The organism is Bacteroides xylanisolvens (assembly GCF_018289135.1).
Classification (GTDB): Bacteria; Bacteroidota; Bacteroidia; order Bacteroidales; family Bacteroidaceae; genus Bacteroides; species Bacteroides xylanisolvens.
Genome location: NZ_CP072216.1, coordinates 4911303 through 4936804, shown reverse-complemented (window position 1 = coordinate 4936804; position 25502 = coordinate 4911303). Strand labels below are relative to the sequence as shown.

The following is a 25502-nucleotide window of genomic DNA, read 5'->3' as shown; positions in this document are numbered from 1 at the left end:
ACCTATATTCTAATGAAACATTTCAAGAAAATCGAATCGAAATTCCTGTTCTCATTACTGATTATGAGTGTGTGGAGCATCATAGCCGTGGGTCAGACGACGGCTAAAATCTCCAAATACATTCCTGAAATCGAAAAATGGATTCAGAAACAATTCGCTAAAGGAAAAACACCTCCGTTCTCGTTTATATGTGACGGGAAACCTTCCGCAGAATTTATCCGCCAATGGGACTATTCCCAGCAAAAGATAGAATCCGAAGAAGCGGATGTGATAAAGTATCTCTTTACCTACTACAATCCTACCAACGGACTGAAAGTAGAATGTACCGTAAAAGGCTATCCCAGTTATCAGGCTGCCGAATGGGTATTGAACTTCACCAACAAAGGTACGAGCAACTCTCCCACTCTGGAACAAGTGAAAGTAGTGGACCTTGCCATGCAATACGCTTCTAAAGGAGAATTCAAGTTACACTATGCAGACGGAAACCATATCTCCAAATATGATTTCCATCCACGTTCGGTTACTCTGGCAACGGGTGAAACCAAACAGATGTCTCCACAAGGAGGACGCTCTTCAGAAGGGGACTATCTTCCTTTCTTCAACATTGAATCACCTGCCGGACAGGGAGTCATATTAGGAGTAGGCTGGTCGGGCACCTGGTATGCAGATGTATGCGCACAAGATAATCGTACAATATCCATGGCTTCGGGAATGAAAACCATGAAATTATACTTACGTCCACAGGAAACAATTCGTACCCCAAGTATCAGTCTGATGTTTTGGGAAAATATCGACCGGATGGCAGGACACAATAAATTCCGCCGTTTTGTCCTGGCACACAAGTCACGGAAAATCAACGGAAAATTTGCCGAATATCCTCTTTCCAGCGGATTCAACTATCGGGACCCCGCACCTTGTACGGAATACTCATGCCTGACAGCCGATTATGCCATTGCCATGGTGAAACGTTACATACAGTTCGGATTGAAGCCCGAAGTATTCTGGCTGGATGCCGGATGGAACACCGATGCTGCAGACTTCGAACATGGCAAGACCTGGGCCAACACAGCCGGTAACTGGACTGTAGATACATTGCGCTTCCCCAAAGGACTTCGTCCTGTAGCCGACGAAATACACAAAGTAGGAGCTAAATTCATGGTCTGGTTCGAACCCGAGCGTGTCATCCGTGGTACCCAATGGGCAGTAGAACACCCCGACTGGATGCTCGACATTCCCGAACACAACAATGACACCTACCTACTGTTCGATCTGGGAAATCCGGAAGCCTGCCACTGGATGAGTAAATATATAGGCGATATGCTCGAAGAAAACAGCATAGACTATTACCGTCAGGATTTCAATATGCAGCCGGATATCTACTGGGCAGCCAACGATGAGCCCGGACGTACAGGAATGAAAGAGATACGACACATCGAAGGACTATACTACTTCTGGGATTATCTGCTGAGCCGATTCCCGAACCTGCTCATAGACAACTGTGCCAGTGGGGGACGACGTATTGACTGGGAAACAATCGGCCGAAGCGCACCACTATGGAGGAGTGATTATTATCATTACGACGATCCGGACGGCTACCAATGTCACACGTATGGCCTGAATTTCTTCCTACCTTTACATGGAACAGGTAGTTTACAGACCGATCCGTATTCTTTCCGCTCAAGCGTCAGCACAGCTTTGATTTATAACTGGAAAATAACCGATAAAAATGCCTCCGTTTACGAAATGCAACGTTGTCTGAAAGAATTCCACGAAATCAGACCTTACTATTACGAAGATTATTACCCACTGACGGGTACAGAAGACATGACGCGGGATAATATCTGGCTAGCCTATCAAATGCATCGTCCGTCGGACGACAGTGGTATTATCGTTGCTTTCCGCAGAACCGCCTCCAAAGACAAAAAAATCACCGTCAGACTTTCAGGAGTGGATCCGGAAAAATACTATACAGTGACAGACATGGATAGCCGACAGAGCAAAATCTATCAGGGAAAAGAACTGACCAGTCAGTTGCCACTGATCCTCGAAAAGCCACATAGTTCCTTATTACTAAAATATAAAGTTACCAACGAAAAACCGAATAAAGAATGAAAAAAAGAATACTATATTATCTATTCATTCTGCTTCTGTTCCCTCATAATGGAACAGGACAGACGGTAGCCCGCATGAGCGACCGCCCGGTAAACACCAGCCAATGGATAACCACCCACTTTGCCCGCGGTGTGGTCCCTCCTTTCTCTTTCGAATATGGAGGTAAACCTTCACAGGAATTTATCAAAAGCTGGTCTTATACGGCTACGCGTCAGAAAAGTGACGATCCCAAGGTTCTGAAATACCTTTATACTTATCGTGAACCATCCGGAGGATTAAAAGTCGAATGTGAAGTGAAAGGCTTTACCGACTTCAATACGGTGGAATGGGTACTCCGTTTCACCAACCAGGGAAAGAAAAATACGCCGGAGATTGCCAACATAAAAGTGTCTGATATCACATTCCGCTACCAGCATCCGGGAGCATTCAACCTTCATCATTCCGAAGGCAGCCATGCATCCAAATCAGATTTCAGCCAGCAACTTACAATCTTGTCTCCGGGTGATAATCTTTATATGAGACCGGAAGGTGGACGCTCTTCACAAATGCGTATGCCATTCTTCAATATTGAATCTCCGGCTAATCAAGGAGTTATCGTAGCCATCGGATGGACAGGAACCTGGTTTGCCGATGTGCGCTGTGCAGACCAGCAAAGCGTAGCGCTTACCTCCGGAATTGAACGTTTGAAAACCTATCTGTATCCGGAAGAGAGCATCCGCACTTCCAGTGTATGCCTGTCATTCTGGAACGGTTCCGACCGGATGAAAGGACACAACCAGTTCCGCCGTTTCGTGCAAGCCCACCACACTTGGAAAGTAGGTGGTAAACCGACCGTATATCCAATATCGACCAGTTTCAACTACGGTGATCCTACTCCCTGTAATGAATATACCTGCCTGACTACAGATTATGCCATTGCTATGGTGAAACGGTATGAACAATTCAAATTAGTACCCGAAGTATTCTGGCTGGATGCCGGATGGTACAATCACTCTGCAGATGTAGCCAATCATAAGAATTGGGCGAACACCGTAGGAAACTGGACCGTCGACTCTATTCGTTTCCCCGAAGGATTACGCCCCATCGCCGACGAAGTGCATAGAGTTGGTTCCAAGTTCATGGTATGGTTTGAACCGGAGCGTGTTATGAAAGGCTCAGCTTGGGCACTGCAACACCCTCAATGGATGTTGGATGCCAGAGGAAAAGCCAAACAGGAAGACTGGACAAAAGATGGTGAGCACGACTCTTATCTATTCAATCTCGGAAATCCGGAGGCATGTCGATGGATGAGTAAATATATCGGAGACTTCCTCGAAGAAAATGGCATAGACTACTACCGCCAGGATTTCAATATAGAGCCGGAAGGTTTCTGGGCTGCCAATGATGAACCTGGCAGACAAGGTATCTGCGAAATCCGATACATTGAAGGACTTTATTCTTTCTGGGAATATCTGCTGAACCGCTTTCCGGGCTTGCTGGTTGATAATTGTGCCAGTGGCGGACGCCGTATTGACCTCGAAAGTATCTCACGCAGTGCACCGATGTGGAGAACAGATTACAGTTATGGAGAACCAATCGGCTATCAATGCCATACTTACGGATTGAACTTATACCTTCCCCTGCATGGTACAGGAACTGTGAGTGCCGATAAATTCACTTTCCGTTCCAGCCTCGGAACCTCTATTATCTACAACTGGAAAATAACCGAAGCTGGACAATCCATCTATGATATGCGCGACCGCCAGGCAGAGTTCAAAGAACTCCGCCCCTATTTCTATGAAGATTACTATCCGTTGAGTGGAATAAACAACATTACTTCGGAAAATATCTGGCTAGCATACCAACTTTATCGTCCGTCGGATGACAGCGGATACATCGTAGCTTTCCGCCGCAAAGACAATCCGGACAAGAGCTATACTGTCAATTTATCAGGGCTACACCCTGACCACACTTATATACTCACCAATAAAGATACAGGAGAAGCTATAAAGAAAACCGGTAAAGAACTGGCTAACGGCTTCACGCTGACACTGGATAACCCGCAAAGTAGTCTGATAATCAAATACCAAAGTTCAACAACTGCCATACAGAAACTTTCTGTAGGAAAGAAAACCGGTGTAAAGCTCCGTGCTATAGGTGCAGAACTAGATCCCCACTTTCTCTCACAAAATGTGACCCGCAATGATGGAGCTAAAGCTGAAGACTGGGATCGCATCGTTGTGAAACGTGTCAAAGAAATGGGACTGCAAAGCTTACGGGTGATGGTGATGCCACAATGGTATGAGCCAAAGAATGACAATCCGGATGCATCCAAAATCGACTGGCATAATTTCACTTTCAACTCTGTAGAAATGCAATCACTCTACAAAGTATTGGATATGGCACAAGAACAGAAAATGGAAGTCACCCTTGTACTTTGGGGAGCCCCTCCGGGACATTTCCTGACCGAAGGGAATTATGGTAACTGGGTAGTAGCCCCGACTAACTATGAAGAATGGAGCGAAAACTTTTCCGCACTTGTACAACACCTGCTCAACAACAAAAAATACACGTGCGTCAAAGAGATTACTCCGATCAACGAACCAGATTGGTCATATATCATCAAAGGTAAAGCTGCTCCCACCGCCGACTATATTGAAATGTGTAAAGTACTCGACAGACGTTTCAAAGAGGATGGAATAAGAAATAAAGTACATTTCAGCCTTTCTGACAATTCAGACGGAGGTACAGGAACGCATAAATATCTGGCAGCCTGCACGAAAGGACTGGCGAACGTTGCTGACGTATTCAACTCCCACACCTATATCTTCGGCTACGAAACTCCGAACTCCACAATTCTGGATTGGGAAAAACAAAACTCTCAATTGGCCTCTTCAGTTGGGAAAGCCCATTTCATCGGTGAATTCGGAGGTAATCAATGCGTAGGTGCCACCAGACAAAAAGATATCGACTTGTATGAACGAGGAGTACTCATGACACGCATAGCCATCAATCTACTCAATGCAGGAGCAAGCGGTGTTAGCTATTGGAGCCTGATAGACCAATACTATGGTAAGGATGCAGACTACGGAGCAATGCAGCAACTGGGTTTATGGAAGTATGTAAAGAAAACATACGCTTCGGAACCATACTACAACGATATCAAAAGTGATTACGAGGTACGCCCACAGTACTATGCCTATTCTCTGTTGACACGTTTCATACGCCCGGGAGCTGAAATCTATCCGATAGCAACACCGGAAGAATGGTATGCAGGAACTGCTGTTCGAAACACAAATGGCAAATGGGTATATGTTTTCGCCAATGGAATGGACCAGGAGAAAGCAATAAGCCTCATCAACCAACATACGCAAACCAAAGGGAATTATCAGGTTTACCGTTATATCAAAGACGGTTTACCTACCACAGACCAAATGTTGGCTCCGGACGCCCAGCCTCTCAAAGTGAACGATAAAATTCTATGTTTACTTCCGGCTCATTCTGTGATCGTCTTAAAACAAGAATAACTATGTACTCTATTTATTCATTAAACAAATAGTATTTATGAAAACACATTTCTACATTTTATTAATGCTTGGAATGGTATTCCTTTTGGGATGTGAAGACGAAAAGTTAGGCACAGACCTAGGAGTAACCAATGTAGTGCTTCCGGATATTTCGGAAGAATCCCTGGGCACAGAGATTACCATTCAGGGAAATGGCTTTATCGACTGTGATGTACTGGCTCTTTCTCCCCTTTCAGGAGGAACCGAACAGCCCATCTACATGGAAACCAGAGAAGTACAATCCGATCATATCACGGTACTTTACCCCTCTACGGCCACCAAAGATTCTTATGGACTTGTATTGGTACGCGGTAGCAAAATGCGAACATTAGGCGTCATCAACAGTACTGTTGGAGTTATGCCCGACGAAAACCTGCGTAATGCCTTGTCTGCTCTTTTCCCTGATATATTTAAAGGAGAAAAGATATCTTCCAGTGCTAAATATGTCACTTTCACTGATGGCACACTAAATATCAGCGATAAAAATATCACTTCTCTGGAGGGACTCGAATATTTCAGCAACATTCGGAAACTGATCTGCAACAATAATGATATCAGTGAAATTCCTGCAGAAGTACTATCCAGACTGTCTGAACTGACTGCACAAAACACTGGTCTGACCAAACTGGAACTAGCCACTTCGGAACAGCCGAACACGACATTGGTATCTCTCAACATAGATGGAAGTACCAAACTAGAATCTGTCGACCTGTATTATTGTTATAACATTGAGAAGTTCTCTGCTCTAAACTGTAAACTGGTATATCTGGATGTACGCAATTACCACAGTATCTATGGCGGATGTCTGAACTACAACAGCACAGACTTCAAATTTACTTTCAGCGATGACGCAAGTAAAGAACGACTCCTGAAAATGGAATCCTGGTGGATGGACTCATACTACAGCAATAGCGGTTCTATCGTAGATGCCATCAATAATGGAGTGACAGTGGAAGGGTACGACTGGATGCACGACTATCCCGATGGAAACAACAACTATTATTACAGTTACGGAAAATATCAGAAGACAATGAAAAAGTACGGAGAAATTCCTGATATCAATCTGCGAAACGCACTCAAAGCATTGGTTCCGGATGTATTCGATGGAGATAAAGTTCTGACAGTGGCTGCTCTGAATACTGAATACTTCAGGAATAACACGACCCTTGATCTTAGCAATAAGGGAATCACTAATCTGGAAGGACTACAATACTTCTGCGGATACAAAAACCTCATTCTGGATGGAAATAATCTGGGAGAAATCGATCTTAGTAAATACGCAATCAGTACCAGCTACACGGCAGGTCCGGTAGATGAGAAAGGAATTCAGACTTTCAGTGCCAAGAATGCAGGATTAACCAAATTCATTTCTGGCGATCAGTATATGATAACCTCTATAGATGTGAGCAACAATCCGGGATTAGCATATCTGGATATAAACCGGTGCAAATCCATCACATCACTAAATGCATCCGGTTGTCCGCTCACTTATGTTGATCTGCGTAATCTGGCAGGTACTTATTCCGTACTAGGTTACTCCGGTGGAGCTGTAGATGCCTCAAAAGTTCAGTTCTCATTTACCGACAGCTCTTCAACTCAAAGGAAGCTACTAGTAGAAGAATGGTGGATGGATAGCCCATGGAATGGCACAAGCCCATGTATTACCGCAAAGAATCAAGGTGTCCGGATAGAACGCTATGAATACATAGGATACGACAAGGATAAAATGTTGAGTTCATTTAATTAGACAGAAAACAATCTTAAACGTTATAGTTATGAAAAAAAGTTATTGGCTATACAAAATGTGCCTGTTGCTTGGGTTGGGAATCTGTATTCCCGTTACAGGAAATGCATCGGATATCGGAGATGCTACCCTGACACAGCAACAGTCTAAAATAACAGCCTCTGGAGTCGTCGTAGACGAGTCCGGTGAAAGCCTGATCGGAGCTTCCGTCATAGAAAAAGGAGCAGCAACGAATGGTACTATTACAGACATAGACGGTCGTTTCTCTTTATCGGTTGCCCCCAACGCTATACTGGAAATCAGTTATGTAGGTTATCAAAAGCAGGACATTCCTGCTAAAAAAGACATGCGTATCATCATGCATCCGGACGTAGCGAACCTGGAGGAAGTTGTAGTGGTAGCTTACGGTACCCAGAAAAAGGTTTCTGTCATCGGTTCCGTAGCTTCCATTGATCGAAAAGATTTGATGAAATCCTCATCGCCCAACCTAAGTTCCGCTTTATCCGGAAAACTCCCAGGATTGACAACTATCCAGACCTCCGGTGAACCGGGACGTGACGAAGTCACCATGTTCCTGCGTGGTGCTGCCACTACAAACGGAACAAACCCATTAATTATGGTAGATGGAGTAGCTGTAGACGATATGCGATCTATCGACCCGAACGAGATTGCTAATATCTCCGTATTGAAAGATGCTTCCGCAACAGCAGTATTCGGAGTACGTGGTGCCAACGGAGTGATAATGATTACCACTCGTAGAGGTGAAAAAGGAACTGCCCGTATCAGTGCCAATGTAGAATTCAGCATGCAGGAAATCGCTTTCAAGCCCGAACGTCTGGATTCATGGGACTGGGTCAGACTTCGCAATGAAGCACTCGTGAACGACGGAAATTCCGCTGAATTCCTCGGGCCGGACATTGATAAGTTCGACTCATGGAAAACAGGTAATCCTGTAGACCCGGATTTTTATCCGAATAATAACTGGCAAGATATCTTGTTCAGAGATTATGCTCCCATGACCAGAGCCAACATGAACGTTTCGGGAGGTTCGGACAAACTTCAATACTTTGTAAGTGCAGGCTATCTGCATCAGGGAGGTATGTTCAACGTAGAACCTAAATCCAGGTTGGGATACAATGCCCAGTCTTCATTAGACCGCTACAACTTCCGCTCAAATATCGACTACAAAGTCAATAAGTCGGTAAAGATTAACTTAAACGCTTCCTCTTATCTGGAACGGATCAACGGAACTTCCGCAAGTATGTCAAGTGTATTCAACAGCGCTTTGACCTCACGCCCTACTTCCATGTATCTCACCCCGGAAGGTGCATACGCTACTGATGCTATACGTACTTTCCCTATTGGTGCCGGATTATCCGTAGAAGATCCCGCCAACAATTCATTGAGTGCATATCCGCTAATCAACCGTTCGGGCTATCAACTGGAAACCAGATCGGGAATCAATGTTATCGGAGGAGTAGAAATAGATTTGGGATTTATCACTAAAGGGCTCTCTGTCAAAGGCCAGGTATCTTTCGACTCCAAAGGATTTGGGAAAACAATCGGAAAACGTTCCTATACCTGGTATACGTATCAGACATTAGCTTCAGGAGAGCATTTGTTTATCAATCGCCATCCTAGCCTGGAGGACGAAGACGGCCCGATTGAACTCACAAAGTCTTCCGAATCTTATTGGGTTATGAACTTACAGGGACAAATCAACTATAACCAGACCTTCGCTGGAAAGCATAATGTCACTGCTATGTTTCTAGCTCAACGGGACATCAAAGAATCCAAAGAAACATCCGGTGACCTACTGCTTCCTTACAACGTCATCGGTATTGCCGGACGTGCAACTTATGACTATGACAGACGTTATTTTGCAGAGGTCAACGTAGGTTATAACGGCTCTGAACAATTTTCACCGGACAAACGATTTGGTCTCTTCCCGGCTGCCTCTTTCGGTTGGCTGATTACTAATGAGGGCTTCCTTCAGGATAATCCGGTTTTGACCAATCTGAAGTTAAGAGCTTCTTGGGGAAAAGTTGGTAACGACGCCTTCGGTTCAGCCCGTTTCCTTTATCTGGATAATATCAGTCAATATTCCGTAGTCACCGACAGTAAAGGAGATCATTGGTTATCCCCAAGCTTGGGATATGCTTCCAATGGTTCCGGTTGGGGACAAGGTTACAAGATAGCCGAAAACTACATAGGAAACAAAAGCATCACATGGGAAACAGCTGAAAAACAGAATTATGGTATAGACATATCCTTGTATCATGATCTTTCCTTCTCATTTGACTACTTTGTTGAAAAAAGAAAAAATATTCTGATTATCCCGCAGACTACTCCTATGATTCAAGGTCTTCCCTCATCCGCTCTTCCACTGATGAACGATGGTGAAGTAAAGAATCAGGGATTCGAAATGGTCCTCGGATATCAGAAACAATTCAAAAACGGGCTATCTGTTTCTGCTAATGCAAACTTCAGTTATGCCAAAAACAAAGTATTGGAATATGACGAGCCACTATTAGGTAAGGATTATGCTTATCGCACCCGCACCACCGGCTTCTCATTAGGACAAAACTGGGGATATATCATCGACCACAGCTATGATCCTGAAAAAGGGCGTGACGGCACAGGATTCTTCTATAGCGACGAGAGTATTGCCAAGAGCGGACTGACTTATGAAGGTGTAGGAACACCGGAACCCGGAGACTTTATTTATAAAGATCTCAACGGAGACGGTGTCATCAATGACCGTGACAAGGCTCCCATTGGCTATTCCTCCCTATTGCCTCGCATCAACTACGGTTTCTCTTTATCTGCCAACTGGAAAGGATTCGATGTTTCTATCATGTTGCAGGGAGTAGGCCAATACAGCAAGACTTATTCAGGAGCCGGTATTTATGAAAGCAGCGGCAACTTTTACAAGATGCACATGGAACGTTGGAGCGAAGAACGCTATAATAATCACGAAAAGATTACGTATCCTCGTCTGTCCAGCAGTGGCGGCCCGAGCTTGCAGCCCAACGACTTCTTTATCATGGATGCCTCATATATACGTCTGAAAAATGCAGAAGTAGGATATACATTACCGGAAAGCATCAGCAAGAAAATCGGTGCTTCCAATGTACGTTTCTATTTAAGTGGTAACAACTTGTATACATGGACTCACCTGAAGACTGACAGCTTCGATCCCGAACAAAACAGTCCGGCAGCCTATCCAACAATGCGTACGTACAATGTAGGTTTAAATATTACATTTTAACGGCTAAAACAAAACCGATATGAAAAAAAGATTGATTTATATATGCATGTTTGCTTCCTTGCTCACATTCAGTTCTTGTAATGAAGCGTTGGATGTAGCTCCCGACGGAAGATTATCACTGGACGAAGTATTCCAAGATCCCGATCTGACTAAAGCTTATTTCAGTACTTGCTTTGACTATCTGCCTAAAAAGAGTTTACGATATCATTTCTGGAGCAACTATCCCGTAGCACTTAGTGATGAAGCGTGGGATTGCACGGATGGTTCCGGTGCCGGCTTTGCACATGCCGCATCCGGCAACTGTACCACCACCGACTTCTATCTCGACGTTCGCAGAGATATGGGTGACACCTACTCAGAAGGAGGATACTGGCAGTTATACTGGGGGCAAATCCGTATTATCAACACATTCCTCCAACGGGCAGCCACCGCCGCCATACCAAGAGAAAGCGACCGTGACCGTTGGGTAGCAGAGGCTCATGTACTCCGTGCTTATTTCTATATGGAGTTACTGAAATGGTATGGTCCTGTGCCTATTGAGAAAGAGCCATACGGTTTAGACTATGATTATTCAACTCTATCACGTCCTACTTTCGAAGACTGTGCCCGATTCATTGTAGATGATTGCGAAATAGCTTTGCAATCCAGCAACCTCCCTTGGCGACTGACAACACTCAACGAGAAGATCAGAATGACCAAAGGTATCGCAATGGCTATCCGTTCCGAAGCATGTCTATTCGCAGCCAGCACTTACAACAATGGCGGCAAAGATCTTTGGGAATGGGCTTACACAATCAACAAAGACTGTCTGGAACAGCTGAAAGCCAATGGATATGAATTGTATACTAAATGTGCGGATACTGAAAAGTACTATAACAATGCTTATATGGAGTACTTTACGCTCAATAACTATATCGGAACAGATCCCAGTGATAAAGAAACAATCTGGCAAAGTACCGAAGGCTATTGGCCCGACCCATACACCAATCCTTTGTATGACGTTATCGGAGCTCCGGTATTGGGAAACGCTCAATTAACTATTGTTCCTTCCCAAGAATTAGTAGACGCCTATGATATGCTAGCAACAGGAAAGCCTGTACTGGATTTATCGAAACCTTATAACGATGAGAAGCATCTGTCACCTAATTATAACCCTAATAGCGGTTATGACCCAGCCAACCCTTATAAGGGACGTGATCCTCGTTTCCAGGCTACAATTTTTTATAATAACAGTCCTGTGCTGTTAGGAAAGGAACCGGCAGTAGTAGAAACGTACGTGGGAGGAAATAGCGAAATCCGTACAAGTGGAAATACGAATACACGTACCGGTTATTATTGGAGAAAAAGAATGGTAAACGGTAACTGTAAGGCAGCCGGAGTGGCTGGATATGATGGCCGTTTCCGTTTTTACCGATTAGGCAAAATTTATCTGAATGCCGCCGAAGCCGCTATTGAAAGCGGACACCTTACCGAAGGCCTGGAATGGATCAATGAAATCCGTCATCGCGCAGGTTTTGATCCTTCGGTTGATCTGTCGACAAACGACAAGAACGAAGCTCGTTTATTGGTACGCCACGAACGCCAGATAGAGCTGGCTTGTGAAGAAGACAGATATTTCGATATCCGCCGTTGGACACCCGCCAATGAGAATATGGAAAATGAGAAGTTTACCACAGGTATGAGAATCACCAAAAATGGAAACTCATTCTCTTATGAAAGAATCAATCTAGGAACAGACGGCAGCAAACCGAGCAAAATGAGTTATGAAAAGAAATGGCACGTATATCCTATCCCTGCCAATGAAGCAGCCGTATTGGAAGGCACGACAGGACAGACGTGGCAAAATGCAGGATGGTAATCATAAAACAGAATGTATATGAAAAACAGAATAATCACACTTTTGTGCATCGTATGCCTGTTCACAGGCAATGAAGTATGCCGGGCACAAGTGCAAGAAGTTATATCCGGTGTGGTGCGGAATGAGAGCAACGAACCTTTAGACGGCGCAATCATTTCTGTCCCGGACAATCCCGAATACACCACAAGCAGTGATAAAGACGGAAAATTCATCATGGAGATTCCGTCGGGAGCCAGTATGGTCATTTGTAAGATTCCGGGATATCGGAACCAGACAATGAAATTCACTCTGAATAAACCGGTAGAGTTTTGTCTGATATCAGACATCGCCGGTCAGGATACATCTCTCGAAGTAGCCATGCTGCAGAAAGAGAGAAAAGGAGGTTATACAGGAGCAATCTCTACCGTTCAGGGAGAAGAGTTAGTTAAAACACCTAATAGCGGATTTTCAGCTACGCTGACCGGACGCTTGGCAGGATTGACTTCTATCCAATCCACCAGCACACCAGCCGATGATGCAACAACGATGTATATACGTGGTCTGAATTCCATAAACGGTAATTCACCTTTGGTTGTACTCGATGGAATTCCGGCTCCATTATTCGATATGAATACACTCGATGCCAACACTGTAGAATCTGTCAGTATTCTGAAAGATGCCGCAGCTAAAGCATTATATGGTCCGCGAGCTTCTTCCGGAGTAATTCTTATTACTACAAAAAGAGGCGAAATAGGACGTACTAAAGTAAATGTGAACATGGACTTCTCCATACAACAGGCTACCCAGCGTCCTAAAATAGTAAGTACCGGTGAATACGCACAAATGCGTAACCAGGCCTTACTCAATGACGGTGGCACTCCACTCTATTCTTTATATGAAATAGCCGGGTTTACAGATGGAACTATGCCGGGACACGACTGGTATGACACTTTTATGAATGATGCAGCCAGTATGCAACGTTACAACGTAAATATCAGCGGAGGTAACAACCGGGTTAAATACCTTGTTAATGCCGGTTATCTTCACCAAAACAGCCTGATTGATGCAGAGAAGAATGATAATTATAATCCTGCACTCAAATTGCATCGCTTCAACATTTTAGCTAATGTGGACGTCACTCTGCATCGTTATCTAAACTGTTTCCTTAACACAAATGTCACTATCGACCGGATGAATCAAGGATACAACGGGACAGGAGATATCATGAATTCGATCTATCAGATGGCCCCCACCGTACCTGGACCTATCACCGAAGACGGAAAAGTGATTACTGCAGAATACAATGAATATCCTACTTACGGACTTATCAACCGCTCCGGATATAGCCATCAAACAGGTATCAATCTGAACGTCGCTTATGGAATGAATCTGGATCTGGGATTCCTGACTAAAGGATTGAGCGTAAAAGGAATAGTAGGTTATGAAGCAAACTATGACGGAACAATCTATGGTTCTACTGACTACGCACGTTATGCAGCCAATGGCAGCGGACTTTTCGGTACTCACACCACTCTTCCTCTAAGTTTAAGTAAGACCGCTAATATGCGCTACTTTATCAACTTCCAAGGATTCATCAACTATAATCGTATTTTTGGAGGCAAACATGAAGTAGATGCATTTGTCAGCTATTTCAATGAGAATATGATGAAAAACGGTGATCTCCCATACGATCGTTTGTCATTAATGGGACATGTGAAATACGGCTATGATTCACGGTACTATATACAGGGAGACTTTACCTATGATGGCACAGAACAGTTCAAACCAGGTAACCGTTTTAAATTCTTCCCGACAGTATCTGCCGCTTGGGTGGTATCCAACGAAAGTTTCCTGAAAGACACAGATTGGTTGTCCTTCCTCAAAATACGCGCATCTGCCGGCTGGCTGGGTAATGACCAGATATCTGACACCCGTTTCCTGTATGCTACAGATGTACGTTATAAAGATGCAGGTTACTTACTAAGCAACTACTATGGCTTTCATACTGTAGAAGGTATGCAAGGTAATCCGTATATCCATTATGAAGAATCTTTCCAGCAAAATTACGGAATAGATGTTACCTTATTCAACTCACTAGGTATCACATTTGATTATTGGAACGTGAAACAGACCCAAATGGCTATCCAAAATAACAGTGTATCTTCTGCACAAGGTATCGCCAGTGAAAATCTGCCATTTGAAAATCTGGGTAAGATGAACAACAAAGGATTTGATCTTGAACTATCTTATATCAAGAATCTGAAATGTGGATTAAGAATGACTATCAGAGGGAATATGGGATACAATAAAAATGAAGTAACTGACATAAAAGAGTTGAACCGTACCGCCAGCGGATATTACTATCCATATCGTAAAACCGGCTATTCTGCAGGACAACAGTTCGGATATCTGATTGACTATTCCAACGGAAACGGCTACTATAATAGCCAGGAGGAAATAGATAAAAGCGGTCTGCGATTCTCTGGTGCTTCTCCGCGCCCAGGTGATTTCATTTACAAAGACTTAAATAACGACGGAAATATAGATGAGCGTGACCAGGCACCGATGGACAAAGCCCAGACACTACCTACACTTTCTTATGGTGGTTCTATTCAACTGGAATACAAAAACTTTGACTTGTATGTTCAGTTACAAGGTGTATCAGGTACAGCAGCCTATTACAGTGGATGCGGTATCTTCGATAATGCTTACCAAGGAGTGTACACAGACCTGCACCGTAATGCCTGGACAGCAGATCGCTATGCGGCAAATGAAAAAATCAGCTATCCGGCTTTGACCACAGGAAGCTCTTCAAGTCTCCAATCGAATGAATTCTTCTATTCCAAAAATAACTATATGAGATTGAAGAATGTAGTATTAGGTTATACACTTCCTAAACGTTGGAGCAGTAAGCTGAAACTGGAGAAAATGAGATTCTATATCAGCGGAGCCAATTTGTTGACCACCTCATCTCTCAAGTTCGATAATCTGGACCCGGAACAATATTCCTACTCTGTATACCCCATTTACAGAACATTTAACATAGGACTTAACCTGAATTTCTAAAGACTGAAGTTATGAAAATAAATAAAATCATATCAGGAGTATTCTCCTTGCTCATATTATCCTCATTCATAGGATGTACTGAAATTGAAGATCATCCGGACGGCCGTACGGATTACAGCGATTTGTTTACCACGAACCGTAAAACGTATACTTATATGAATCAATGTTATGGATGGATTCTGAATTACGGAATGAACTATAACTATACCATGCTAGCTGGTTGTACGGATGAAGCCAAAGATTCCTGGGAACTACAGAACGGAGTTACCCGCAAATGGAATGAAGGACAATTATCTCCCTTCAGCAATCCGCTGGAGGGCATCGAAGGAAATCCGGAAAACTACAATTATTATTATCAAGGGATTCGTGCCTGCAACATCTTTCTTGCCAATATCCCTACTGCCAGTGTCTACTCGGAAGATATACGTAACAGTTTCAAGGCACAGGTACTTACATTACGCGCTTTCTATTATCTTCAATTGGTGAAACGTTATGGAGGTGTTCCCATCATAACAACTCCCGACTACGATTATACCAAGGTTAAAAGAGGTACATTTGGCGAGTGTGCCCGCCAAATATTAGCTGATTGTCAGGCTGCTATTGATATTCCCACTGTTGAAGAATGGGGATGGCGTTCCTTAGATAAGGAGAATTACCGTCACGTTATGACAAAAGCCATCTGTGCAGCCATCCGTTCACAGATATCACTCTATGCAGCCAGTCCTCTGTACAATGACGGAACAATCACTTGGACAGAAGCCGCAGAAATTACTAAAAAGTCTCTGGATGACTGTCTGGCGAACAATTATGAACTTTATAAGAAACAGCCGAATGCTACAGCTGGTTATTCTCCTTATGATGTGTATTTCTATTCGCGCACTGACTTGCCGGTAGTTAATGACAAAGAAACCATTATGGAAGTTGGACAAATGTATATGTGGAATTATGCTGGCCTGCCAACTACCGACGGCCAGACAGATGCCGGTGCGTGTCCGTCGCAAGAGCTACTTGATGCCTATGAAGTTGTGAACGGTGACATGACAGAATCTTATCCTCTGCTCAATTTAGAGAGCCCTTATCTAGATGCCAATCATCTGCAGCCTAACTTGAATTCGGCTGTTGAAGGTCTCTACAATCGAGCCAAACCGTATGAGAACCGTGATCCGCGTCTTAAAGCTTCTATTTATTACGATGGTTCCAAACTAAACCTGGAAACCGGTGCACTACTCTCAACCAAGACAGGAGGAAACTGTGCACTTGATCCCAGTAACGCACGTTACACCTGTACCGGCTATTATACGCGTAAGTTCTCACATTATAAATCCGGACGTTCCGGCAATCTGGATGGTTACTTCAAAGAGTTCCGCCTGGCTGAATTATATTTGAATTATGCAGAGGCAGCTAATGAAGCATCTACTACCGGAACTGTACCCAATGATGCCGTAGACGCAGTCAATGCAGTACGTTCCAGAGTAGGTATGCCAGGCATTCCTTACGGATTATCCTGTGATCAATTTCGTCTGCGAATCAGGAACGAAAGACGCGTAGAACTTGCTTTTGAAGAACACCGTTTCTTTGATGTACGCCGTTGGAAGATGCTGGATCAAACAGATAAAGTAATTACCGGAATGAAGGCAAACTCAGATGGAAGTTACTCCCGTTTTGTAGTAGATAATAACCGAAAAGCATATAGTGAAAAATTCCTATTATATCCAATACCGGGTGACGAAGCGATCCGGTTACAGAATGCTTCAGGAACTAACTGTCAGAATCCGGGCTGGTAATCAAATCTAAAAAATACAGATTATGCAAAAGTGGTTATTAACTATTATTATTGCCATACTTCCTGTTATCACTGCATGTTCTAAAACCGATACGGAAGTATCTGTACCGGAAGAAGAAACAGGAAAGAAAACAGAGATTAAGTTCCTTCAACTCAACTTATGGGTGGAGTGTACCAAGGTGGAGCATGCTCCGGAATATCTGATAGAACAGATTGCTACCCTACAGCCAGACATTGCTACATTTTGCGAATTATATAAAGGTCCACAAGACGATCCCGTGATGCCTAAACTAATGCAAGGGCTTAAAGATAAGGGACTCATCTATTACGATGCACGAATAGACGGAAGAGCGGTCATATCAAAATATCCGATCAAAGAGACAGAACGCATCAACAAATGGATGTTCAAAGCGATTCTGGATGTCAATGGGAAACGAGTGGCCGTTTACCCGGCACATTCAGAGTATCGTTACTACACCTGTTACTATCCCCGGGGATACAATGACGGTAGCGTTAATTGGGATAAACTTCCGGCTCCTATCACTGATGTAAACAAGATACTTGCTGTCTGCGAAGAATCAGACCGTATAGAATCCGCCCAAGCTTTTATCAACAACGCTGCCAAAGAGCTAGAGCAAGGAGCACTCGTATTTTTTGCCGGAGATCTGAATGAGCCTTCTTATCTGGATTGGCAGGCCGATACAAAAGATCTATTCGATCATCGCGGATGTATCGTCAATTGGGGAACTTCCAAATTGTTGGTTCAACGGGGATATAAAGATGCCTACCGGGTAATTCATCCCGATCCGGTGAAATGTCCGGGATTCACTTTTCCAGCAGACAATAAATCAGTCATTCCAGAGAATCTCTCATGGGCACCGGAGGCAGATGAACGCGAACGAATTGATTTCGTTTACTATTATCCAAATAAAAATCTACAAATAAAAAGTGCCCAGATAGTAGGTCCAACAGGCTCTATTGTACGCGGACAAAGAATAGAAGAACAAACCAAAGATCCAATCATTCCGCCCGTAAACAATCAGTGGCCAAGCGATCATAAAGGAGTGCTGATTACGTTTTATATCAAAGAGTAATTACAATGATTAACAGGATGCAAAAGTGGATATACGTCATTATACTCCTGACCGGATACTCAATAAGAAGTTATACACAGAAGACCATAAATCTCAATATTCCTGTTGAGCAAAACTGGATGTTCGATAACGAACATCCAGTACGCTTCATGCTGGAATTGACATCTGCACAGTCAGGTTTTTCGGATAGGATACGCATGGACATTGCAACAGATTTCGGCAATGCTGTATCGTCTACCTTTATAACCTACTCTTTCGGAACAGATTCGATAGCTCCCGGTGGAGGCTTTCGCAGTCGTGCATCAGTCACTCTCACGAATCTCACTCCCGGATTTTACCAGGTTTGTTTCATTGCCGGCACCGACACTCTGAAACATTTCTTCTTTGGATACGAAGCCGAACAGATTTTATCCAAACCGGATGGTCCCCCTAACTTAAAAAGATTTTGGAATAAAACCATCACCGAACTTAAACGTGTACACCCTGCCTATAAAATGACACGTCTACCTGAATCTTCGAAGCCAGAGCGTGATGTTTACGAAGTAGAAATGCGCTCGCTTGAAGGAGAAATCTTACGGGGGTATTGGGCAGTCCCTACAGATGGTCAGAGTCATCCGGCCGTAGTGGTTTATCAAGGTTATGATGCCGTCACCTGGATTCCCAGTCCCGACGACTATCCCGGTTGGTGTATCTTGGTCATTCCACCCCGTGGACAAGGCCTCAACAAACCTTATAACCGCTTTGGTGAGTGGATTGCTTTCGGACTGGATTCACCCAAACATTACTATTACAGAGGTGCTTTTGCTGATACAGTCCGCAGTATTGATTTTATTTTTGCTCAGCCATGCTTTGACGGACAAAACCTTTTTGCTACAGGTATTTCGCAAGGTGGAGCGCTCACATTAGCAGCAGCGTCACTCGACCATCGTATTTCCGCAGCTGCGCCTATCGTACCCTTTCTGTCAGACTATCCCGATTATTTCCGTTTGGTTCACTGGCCTGCCAACTTGGTATTCGAAGGAGCTGCCCGGCAGAATATTGACAAAGATAAAATATTCTCATTACTAACTTACTTTGACTTGAAGAATCTGACCGGATGGATCAAATGCCCAGTATTAATGGGATTCGGACTTCAGGACAACATTACACCACCACATACAAATTTTGCAGCATACAATCACATCCGTACACCTAAACGCTGGATATGTTACCCTACATCAGGACACTTTGCAGCTTATGAGAACATGGACTCATGGATTGCTGAAAGTACTCGTTTTTTCAATCAGTATGTAGTGTGGTAATAATCTGAACTGATAAAAACGAAACAGGCACAAACACTATAACAAGAGGTTAGTTAGGTTAGAAACCGGAAGAGTAATTCTGTTAAATAGAATTCTCTTCCGGTGTTTTATAGTTACTTTCTTCTAATAAGATTCACTGAAATCGAATAAAAACAATATATTTAGATTGGGTGCTGTCTATTAGTAACTTACAAAGTTAGTTCCTCAAATTTGTACTTATCTTGCCTTGTTTGAACGACACAAAGATAGGATTAATTATGTATAAGGCATAATTTTGAGATTAGAATTTTAGTCTGCATTTAGATGTGACAATTCATATTTAGATAAAAAAAGCCAGCTATCATCTCGATAACTGGCTTTTAATTTTCAATCATTTATTTGCTTAGTATATCTTCATAATACTCGGCAAAGTTCTCTGCATAGTTCTTAGCTTCTGGACTTCCTTTAGGTTTAGGATAATTTGCATGCCAGACATCTTTATTCATTGCTTCGATTATGGCAACCATTTGTTCTATGGTCGGATTCTTGTCCTTGAAGAATTGTTTTAGTCCTTTTGCCAACCTGCCATTGTTGAATGTCTTTTCACTCATCTTACTGGCTTTAAATGCCTGTAAAAGTTTGTCGCCCATTGATTGGGTGTCCTCACTCAATCTTAGGTTCTTTGGAAGTCTATCAATGCCAACCTTCAAATCTTTCACTACATTAGCTTTTAACTCTGGTTGTCCCATTGTATAAAGTCCATAAACAAACTCTGGCTTCAAGTCGTAATCACCTATTATCCTTTCAATGTAGTCAATCTGTGCATTACCAGTACTTAGCCCAGACCCATTAAAATCTTTGTAGTTCCAAGGCTTGCCATTGTTGATTGATGCTGTAAAGAGTGGCAGACTCATCTCTTCTGGGAGTTTAACAATTTCCACCATAGATGATTCGTCAAAAGTAAACTTGCCCTCTGATTCCAAAATCCCCATAGCAATTAACCGGTGCTGTCCATCGACAGGAGATTTTGCTTTTTTCCTTTCTTCCTCATTTGTAACCTCTTCTGTTTCTACCATAAAGTTAGTTATAGATAAAGGCTTGTCATTGCGTTTGGGTATTACAGAAACTTTATACAGTTTCTCACCTTTGAGGTCATCACCCTCAACCATCTTGATTTTACCCATTGAAGGTTGAAAGCCATACTTGCTAATCATAGAATAGCATTTAACAACATTTTCAGTAACAATATCTCTGTTACTTTCATAAAAATAATATTCGAACATTTTTGTCTTGCAGTTTTTAGGCTGGTGCGCTCCAGTTTTAGATTATACTGCAAAGGTGAGGATTTTAGAAAGAAGCAAAAGGGAGAAGAATTAGTCCTATTTTCTCCTCCCCCTTAAAACAGAAGCCACATTATAATGCGATTAAAGATAGAAGTTGTTTACAGTTCTAATTTCCTTATTTTTGTATTGTTTGATAAGTTTCTTCAAAGTATCATCATCTCCTAAATATCCATCAGTTTTGGATAATTGGGTAAAGTAAATTAGATTAGATATAAGTAATAGTTTACTGAAATTCATCCCACTTCCTTTTGGTGCTCTTTGATTGTTAAATTCAGGATTAGTTTCAAAAAAATAAAGTACCATCTTCGCAAATAGATAAATACGTGCTGTATATAATTCTTTTGTTTTATATAGTGATACAATTTCTCTACTCATTCTACTATCTTGCTCAATACTTTCAAGACCATCTTCCAATAGGCAGGCTATATAGAAAATTGTATTGGGATTGGTTATGACTAAAGGATGCTTTCCTCCTTTTAAAGTCAAAGTTAGAGATTTATTAAAAGAAATACCTGATATTTTATTAACACCTTTATCTTCTTTACAAGTACTGGCAACTATATTAATAAATTTTTCTAATTCTTCTTTGGGAGAATCATACAATTTCATCCCTTCTAAACAGCTTCCATTACTATAATCAAAAACAAATAAGACTAAATACCAGAATTTGTTAATATCAATACCTATCCCCTGCAATGCTTTTTGTATGCTATCCTCTTTCTTATAATCAGCATAGCTGAATTTATTGGTAATAAACTTTTGATTATATCTATTCTTGAAAATATCAAGAGCTTGTGTCTCTAAAATATATGTGCCTTCATATACATCTGGACAAAATTCCATAGCAACTTGCTTTACATACTCTAGCAAATCATCTTCTTCTTTTACATATTTGTCTAATGTAAACTTATCTATTGGCTTTATATCTTCCATATCTCTAATCTTAAATTATGCCTTAAAGATAGAAAGAATTAGATAAAAAAATAAGGCAGTAAATGAAATTTCACTTACCACCTTATCAATGACTTAGTTTCATCATATCTCACAGGTACAAAAAATAAAATCATAAATATCTGTCATGAATCAGTTACAAGAATTGCTTTGCTTGCTACCTCAAATCGCATCCTTTTAAAGATATACGCACATATATTCCAATAATCCAGAATGTATATCTTATATTAGATTTACCTGATTCTTATCAGTACCTTTGCTATAGATAAATCAATTACTAATCTATTTATTTTTACACAAATATGCAAGTAACACCAAAAAAGAGCACCGTGATTTCTTATTTACCACAAGAGATTAGAGAAACTACATATACAGATATTATATACAGACCTGTAACAAGGGAAATGTTAGAACAACTATTCTCAAATTCAGCTAAGAAGGATAAGCATAGATTGGTTAAGAAGAGAAGGAAGTGAACTAAAAAGGCAACAAGTGAATTGTTTCAAATGCTGCCTGTTCTTGATTTATATCCTACGTTTCTCATCATATCCTAGATTATAGAACTTCTTAAACATCTCCCAAATGTAGCCAATAAATCCAATTACGATAAATGGCAGGAAAGGCAGAAGAAGGCTGCTCCAACCATATCCCAAGCATAGTCCTATAATTACGCCTATGACATATAAGACTATCATAATTCCGCAACCTATCATTACTCCTCTTCCTCCTGCCGTTGCATATTTAATTGGAGCATTAGGAGTAAAGAAATCTGGTTCTTTATTATCCTTTAGCTGTTTGGGGAATTCCTTTTTAGGATTACAAACTCCGTTTATAGGGTCATTAATATGTTTCAACTCCTCCTTATACTCTAACTTTTGCTTCTTAATATTAAGATAGCTCCATTTTACTCTTTCAATGTTCATAATTTACCTCCATTCTTATATCCTAGTTTGCCTAGCTCATTTACTTAGATTTGGGTATAAATATCTCCTTATCATTCTCATCGTATTTCACATAACAAACAGTAAATCCTTCTATGATGTAATCTCTTTTTTTGAGTATTCTATTGGATTGGCTTTATATCAATTATCCAATCTTTTATGATTACAGAATCTATTATTTCTTCTATTTGGTTTTCCGTTAATTCTCCTGCTTCATGTTTGACTAGAATTTCTTTTAATAAATTATAATAATCTTCGTTAGTCATATACATTAAGCTTCCTTCCTCCCATAGTCCTAATTCAAATATTCTTATTGGAATACATATAGATAATATATCCTCATCTGGGCATAAACCTTTATAAAAAGAATATAGATTTATACTTTCATCTGTTTTTATACATAAAGCACGATGTTTTATTACAATGGCATTACCATATTGCTTTATCAATACATTTATCTTATGGAAAAATTCTTGTTTATCAAGAGTATAATATATTTCCTTAAAATCTTTAGGAACCCAATAGTATAAACAGTTACCATATATATCTTCTTCCAATTCTTCTATAGAGCTATATTGGTCTATATATGGCTTATCCTTAGCTGTTCTATTTCTAAATATTTCAAGATAATAGGTCAGCATATCATCATCAGATAAGCTGAAATTATGAGGAATACCGTTTGGGGGACAAGTAGCTTTTACCCATGTTGGTTTGGGCATTCCATCATAGGAATATGTAGAATATGGTATTTGGCTGAATTTTATCATACTACTGTGTTCATTAATGACCGTGTTTACTATATTTTTCAAGTTCTTTAATTTGTATATCTGATTGGCAAGAAACATCGAACCCTAAAAAGTATTCTATATCATATTGGATTGCATTTATATTCTCCTTCACAAATTCAATACAAAAACGGTAACTTTTATCAATCCCATAAAAATAATTCCAACTTCCTGCCAAATCCAATCCATGACTATTTCCCCAACATCTCACACCGCCAATTCCCAATCGAACCACCGTCATATTGTTTAAACCTAATAAATGAACTTCTTCTGCCACTCCAGTACCAGCATCACCTACACCTAAAAGCAAAGTTTTTTTATCAATAGTGAAATCAATATCCTTATCTCTAATGATATATAAAGCTCCACCCTGCAATAGTGCTTTTGATGATTTATCTTTCTCCCAATTTCTCCTAACTTCATCCAAACTCTTGGAAGAATGAACGATAGCTGTAAGAGTTGCAACTTCTTTCCATAATTCATCATAAAAAGCTTCAAACCCGTTAATATTATGCATCTTTACAAATTCACGGGAAAGTTTTTGAGGATTAACCACAATAAGAAAGTCAAATAATGGAGACAGAACACTCATGCGCTCATTAGCTAATTCTATTTGTTTTCGTCCTTCAAATTTAGATGGCAGCAATATGATACATCCTCTTACAACTCCAGTATTATTGAAATTGGAGATGATTGTAGGCAAAGTTAGCGGTAAGGCATTGCTACATAAATCTGTTACAACTAAAAAAAGTTTATTCCCATTCATTATTTATACATTTCCTTCATTATCCATATTTGCTAAAGTAAGAAAATCAATAGGTGGATTGTATTCACAGAAGAAAGAGCTTCCAGTCTTTAGGTTCGTACCTATACAAGTTCCCATTTGTGGGTGCTCATACTTCCAATCTCCTATAATTTCCGTAAATGGGAAATATGGAGACATACTATTAAAAGTATGCTGTAGTTCATCATCTATGTTTCTAAGTTCTATATTTTCCATTATTTATGTGATATTAATATTGCTATTTGTTTATCTGCAATATTCATTAGATATTTTTTCTGATTTCTCCATATAAAACATTTTGTTCATTTCTCCCTTTCACTTCCATAAGGTAACTATTTATTAAATCTTTTTATCCATGGAAATCCAAATTGTATCACAACTAAGACTATCCAAAAGTACCATCCGATATTAAAAGTCCAGCTGGGTAGGAAATTTGTATCAAGTAACCAATGGTCTATACCATAAATTGCCCAAAAGAGTATTACAAATAGATAGAGAGGATTTATAGACTTGTTGAGTAGTGCCTGAAAACAGTTTTCATAATCAATTCTGAATTCATCTTTTTCTGGAAAGGTTGTCTTTAATATCTTTAAACATTCAAGTGATTTACGGTATTTACCCAATCTATACAGAACAGTCGATTTGTATTTTAATACTTCCGCATAAAAATTATTATATGTCTCTTTAGAAACAAGATGTATTCCATCTGTTAAGACGGTTAATGATTTCTCAAGATATGAAAGTGATTTTTGATAATACCCTTCATTCGCTAAATATACACCGTATCTATAATATACACATGTTAATGACATAACTTCATCATAAGTGTTGCAATTATTAATAGAACGAATATAAGTTCCATAATCATTCCATACTTGTTCAATAGAAACATGTCCCTCTAAGAGACTATTTACAATTCCTATAAGATTCTTGTTATTTACCATATTGATATAATATTATTGAGAG

16 protein-coding genes are annotated in these 25502 nt (G+C 41.0%); 9 read left to right on the top strand and 7 right to left on the bottom strand.

The features are described from left to right. Positions 1 to 12: 12 nt before the first annotated feature. From INE92_RS20525 to INE92_RS20485, 9 genes are read left to right on the top strand one after another with little or no spacing between them, the layout of a single operon-like run. A complete protein-coding gene (locus INE92_RS20525) occupies positions 13 to 2112 on the top strand; it encodes a glycoside hydrolase family 36 protein (protein ID WP_015532090.1) in 2100 nt (699 codons plus the stop codon). Continuing rightward, positions 2109 to 5618: an alpha-galactosidase gene (locus tag INE92_RS20520; RefSeq protein ID WP_015532089.1), complete on the top strand. Its 3510-nt coding sequence runs from the start codon at positions 2109 to 2111 to the stop codon at positions 5616 to 5618. Before INE92_RS20525 ends, INE92_RS20520 begins: the two co-directional genes overlap by 4 nt. A 37-nt stretch (positions 5619 to 5655) precedes the next feature. Then, positions 5656 to 7404, top strand: coding sequence for a leucine-rich repeat domain-containing protein (locus INE92_RS20515; protein WP_004310365.1), 1749 nt, complete (start codon positions 5656 to 5658; stop codon positions 7402 to 7404). A 28-nt stretch (positions 7405 to 7432) separates the two neighbouring features. Beyond that, complete coding sequence (locus tag INE92_RS20510) at positions 7433 to 10672, top strand: SusC/RagA family TonB-linked outer membrane protein (protein ID WP_008776109.1); 3240 nt, start codon at positions 7433 to 7435, stop codon at positions 10670 to 10672. A gap of 19 nt (positions 10673 to 10691) precedes the next feature. Beyond that, positions 10692 to 12530, top strand: coding sequence for a RagB/SusD family nutrient uptake outer membrane protein (locus INE92_RS20505; protein ID WP_004310363.1), 1839 nt, complete (start codon positions 10692 to 10694; stop codon positions 12528 to 12530). Positions 12531 to 12542: 12 nt separating this feature from the next. After that, the gene (locus INE92_RS20500; protein ID WP_015532086.1) at positions 12543 to 15575 is read left to right on the top strand and encodes a SusC/RagA family TonB-linked outer membrane protein; all 3033 of its coding nucleotides are present in this window, start codon (positions 12543 to 12545) and stop codon (positions 15573 to 15575) included. Between the two features lie 11 nt (positions 15576 to 15586). Then, the gene (locus INE92_RS20495) at positions 15587 to 17359 is read left to right on the top strand and encodes a RagB/SusD family nutrient uptake outer membrane protein (RefSeq protein WP_004310361.1); all 1773 of its coding nucleotides are present in this window, start codon (positions 15587 to 15589) and stop codon (positions 17357 to 17359) included. A gap of 22 nt (positions 17360 to 17381) precedes the next feature. Beyond that, positions 17382 to 18452 carry an endonuclease/exonuclease/phosphatase family protein gene (locus tag INE92_RS20490; protein WP_004310360.1) on the top strand — a complete coding sequence of 357 codons (1071 nt, stop codon included), beginning with the start codon at positions 17382 to 17384 and terminating at the stop codon, positions 18450 to 18452. Positions 18453 to 18457: 5 nt separating this feature from the next. Continuing rightward, complete coding sequence (locus INE92_RS20485; RefSeq protein WP_004310359.1) at positions 18458 to 19753, top strand: acetylxylan esterase; 1296 nt, start codon at positions 18458 to 18460, stop codon at positions 19751 to 19753. Between the two features lie 374 nt (positions 19754 to 20127). Here the strand turns inward: INE92_RS20485 and INE92_RS20480 are convergent, their stop codons facing one another. From INE92_RS20480 to INE92_RS20450, 7 genes are all read right to left on the bottom strand, one after another. After that, positions 20128 to 21015, bottom strand: a complete 888-nt coding sequence (locus INE92_RS20480; protein WP_004320991.1) for a hypothetical protein — start codon at positions 21013 to 21015, stop codon at positions 20128 to 20130. A 141-nt stretch (positions 21016 to 21156) separates the two neighbouring features. Beyond that, entirely contained in the window at positions 21157 to 22008 is an 852-nt protein-coding gene (locus tag INE92_RS20475; RefSeq protein ID WP_117943097.1) for a hypothetical protein, read from the bottom strand. 542 nt (positions 22009 to 22550) lie between these two features. Then, positions 22551 to 22949 carry a hypothetical protein gene (locus INE92_RS20470; RefSeq protein ID WP_229097028.1) on the bottom strand — a complete coding sequence of 133 codons (399 nt, stop codon included), beginning with the start codon at positions 22947 to 22949 and terminating at the stop codon, positions 22551 to 22553. Positions 22950 to 23089: 140 nt separating this feature from the next. After that, the gene (locus tag INE92_RS20465) at positions 23090 to 23734 is read right to left on the bottom strand and encodes a hypothetical protein (protein WP_151921630.1); all 645 of its coding nucleotides are present in this window, start codon (positions 23732 to 23734) and stop codon (positions 23090 to 23092) included. A gap of 13 nt (positions 23735 to 23747) precedes the next feature. Next, the gene (locus INE92_RS20460) at positions 23748 to 24518 is read right to left on the bottom strand and encodes a hypothetical protein (RefSeq protein ID WP_149968142.1); all 771 of its coding nucleotides are present in this window, start codon (positions 24516 to 24518) and stop codon (positions 23748 to 23750) included. Positions 24519 to 24521: 3 nt separating this feature from the next. Beyond that, positions 24522 to 24752 carry a hypothetical protein gene (locus tag INE92_RS20455; protein ID WP_151921629.1) on the bottom strand — a complete coding sequence of 77 codons (231 nt, stop codon included), beginning with the start codon at positions 24750 to 24752 and terminating at the stop codon, positions 24522 to 24524. Between the two features lie 116 nt (positions 24753 to 24868). Continuing rightward, positions 24869 to 25480, bottom strand: coding sequence for a tetratricopeptide repeat protein (locus INE92_RS20450; RefSeq protein WP_151921628.1), 612 nt, complete (start codon positions 25478 to 25480; stop codon positions 24869 to 24871). Positions 25481 to 25502 lie beyond the last annotated feature (22 nt).

Coding starts and splice junctions, on each gene's coding strand:
- INE92_RS20480 (WP_004320991.1), bottom strand. CDS start 21,015: ATGTTCGAATATTATTTTTATGAAAGTAACAGAGATATTGTTACTGAA.
- INE92_RS20515 (WP_004310365.1), top strand. CDS start 5,656: ATGAAAACACATTTCTACATTTTATTAATGCTTGGAATGGTATTCCTT.
- INE92_RS20525 (WP_015532090.1), top strand. CDS start 13: ATGAAACATTTCAAGAAAATCGAATCGAAATTCCTGTTCTCATTACTG.
- INE92_RS20450 (WP_151921628.1), bottom strand. CDS start 25,480: ATGGTAAATAACAAGAATCTTATAGGAATTGTAAATAGTCTCTTAGAG.
- INE92_RS20455 (WP_151921629.1), bottom strand. CDS start 24,752: ATGGAAAATATAGAACTTAGAAACATAGATGATGAACTACAGCATACT.
- INE92_RS20470 (WP_229097028.1), bottom strand. CDS start 22,949: ATGAACATTGAAAGAGTAAAATGGAGCTATCTTAATATTAAGAAGCAA.
- INE92_RS20510 (WP_008776109.1), top strand. CDS start 7,433: ATGAAAAAAAGTTATTGGCTATACAAAATGTGCCTGTTGCTTGGGTTG.
- INE92_RS20495 (WP_004310361.1), top strand. CDS start 15,587: ATGAAAATAAATAAAATCATATCAGGAGTATTCTCCTTGCTCATATTA.
- INE92_RS20460 (WP_149968142.1), bottom strand. CDS start 24,518: ATGAATGGGAATAAACTTTTTTTAGTTGTAACAGATTTATGTAGCAAT.
- INE92_RS20485 (WP_004310359.1), top strand. CDS start 18,458: ATGATTAACAGGATGCAAAAGTGGATATACGTCATTATACTCCTGACC.
- INE92_RS20520 (WP_015532089.1), top strand. CDS start 2,109: ATGAAAAAAAGAATACTATATTATCTATTCATTCTGCTTCTGTTCCCT.
- INE92_RS20500 (WP_015532086.1), top strand. CDS start 12,543: ATGTATATGAAAAACAGAATAATCACACTTTTGTGCATCGTATGCCTG.
- INE92_RS20475 (WP_117943097.1), bottom strand. CDS start 22,008: ATGGAAGATATAAAGCCAATAGATAAGTTTACATTAGACAAATATGTA.
- INE92_RS20465 (WP_151921630.1), bottom strand. CDS start 23,734: ATGATAAAATTCAGCCAAATACCATATTCTACATATTCCTATGATGGA.
- INE92_RS20490 (WP_004310360.1), top strand. CDS start 17,382: ATGCAAAAGTGGTTATTAACTATTATTATTGCCATACTTCCTGTTATC.
- INE92_RS20505 (WP_004310363.1), top strand. CDS start 10,692: ATGAAAAAAAGATTGATTTATATATGCATGTTTGCTTCCTTGCTCACA.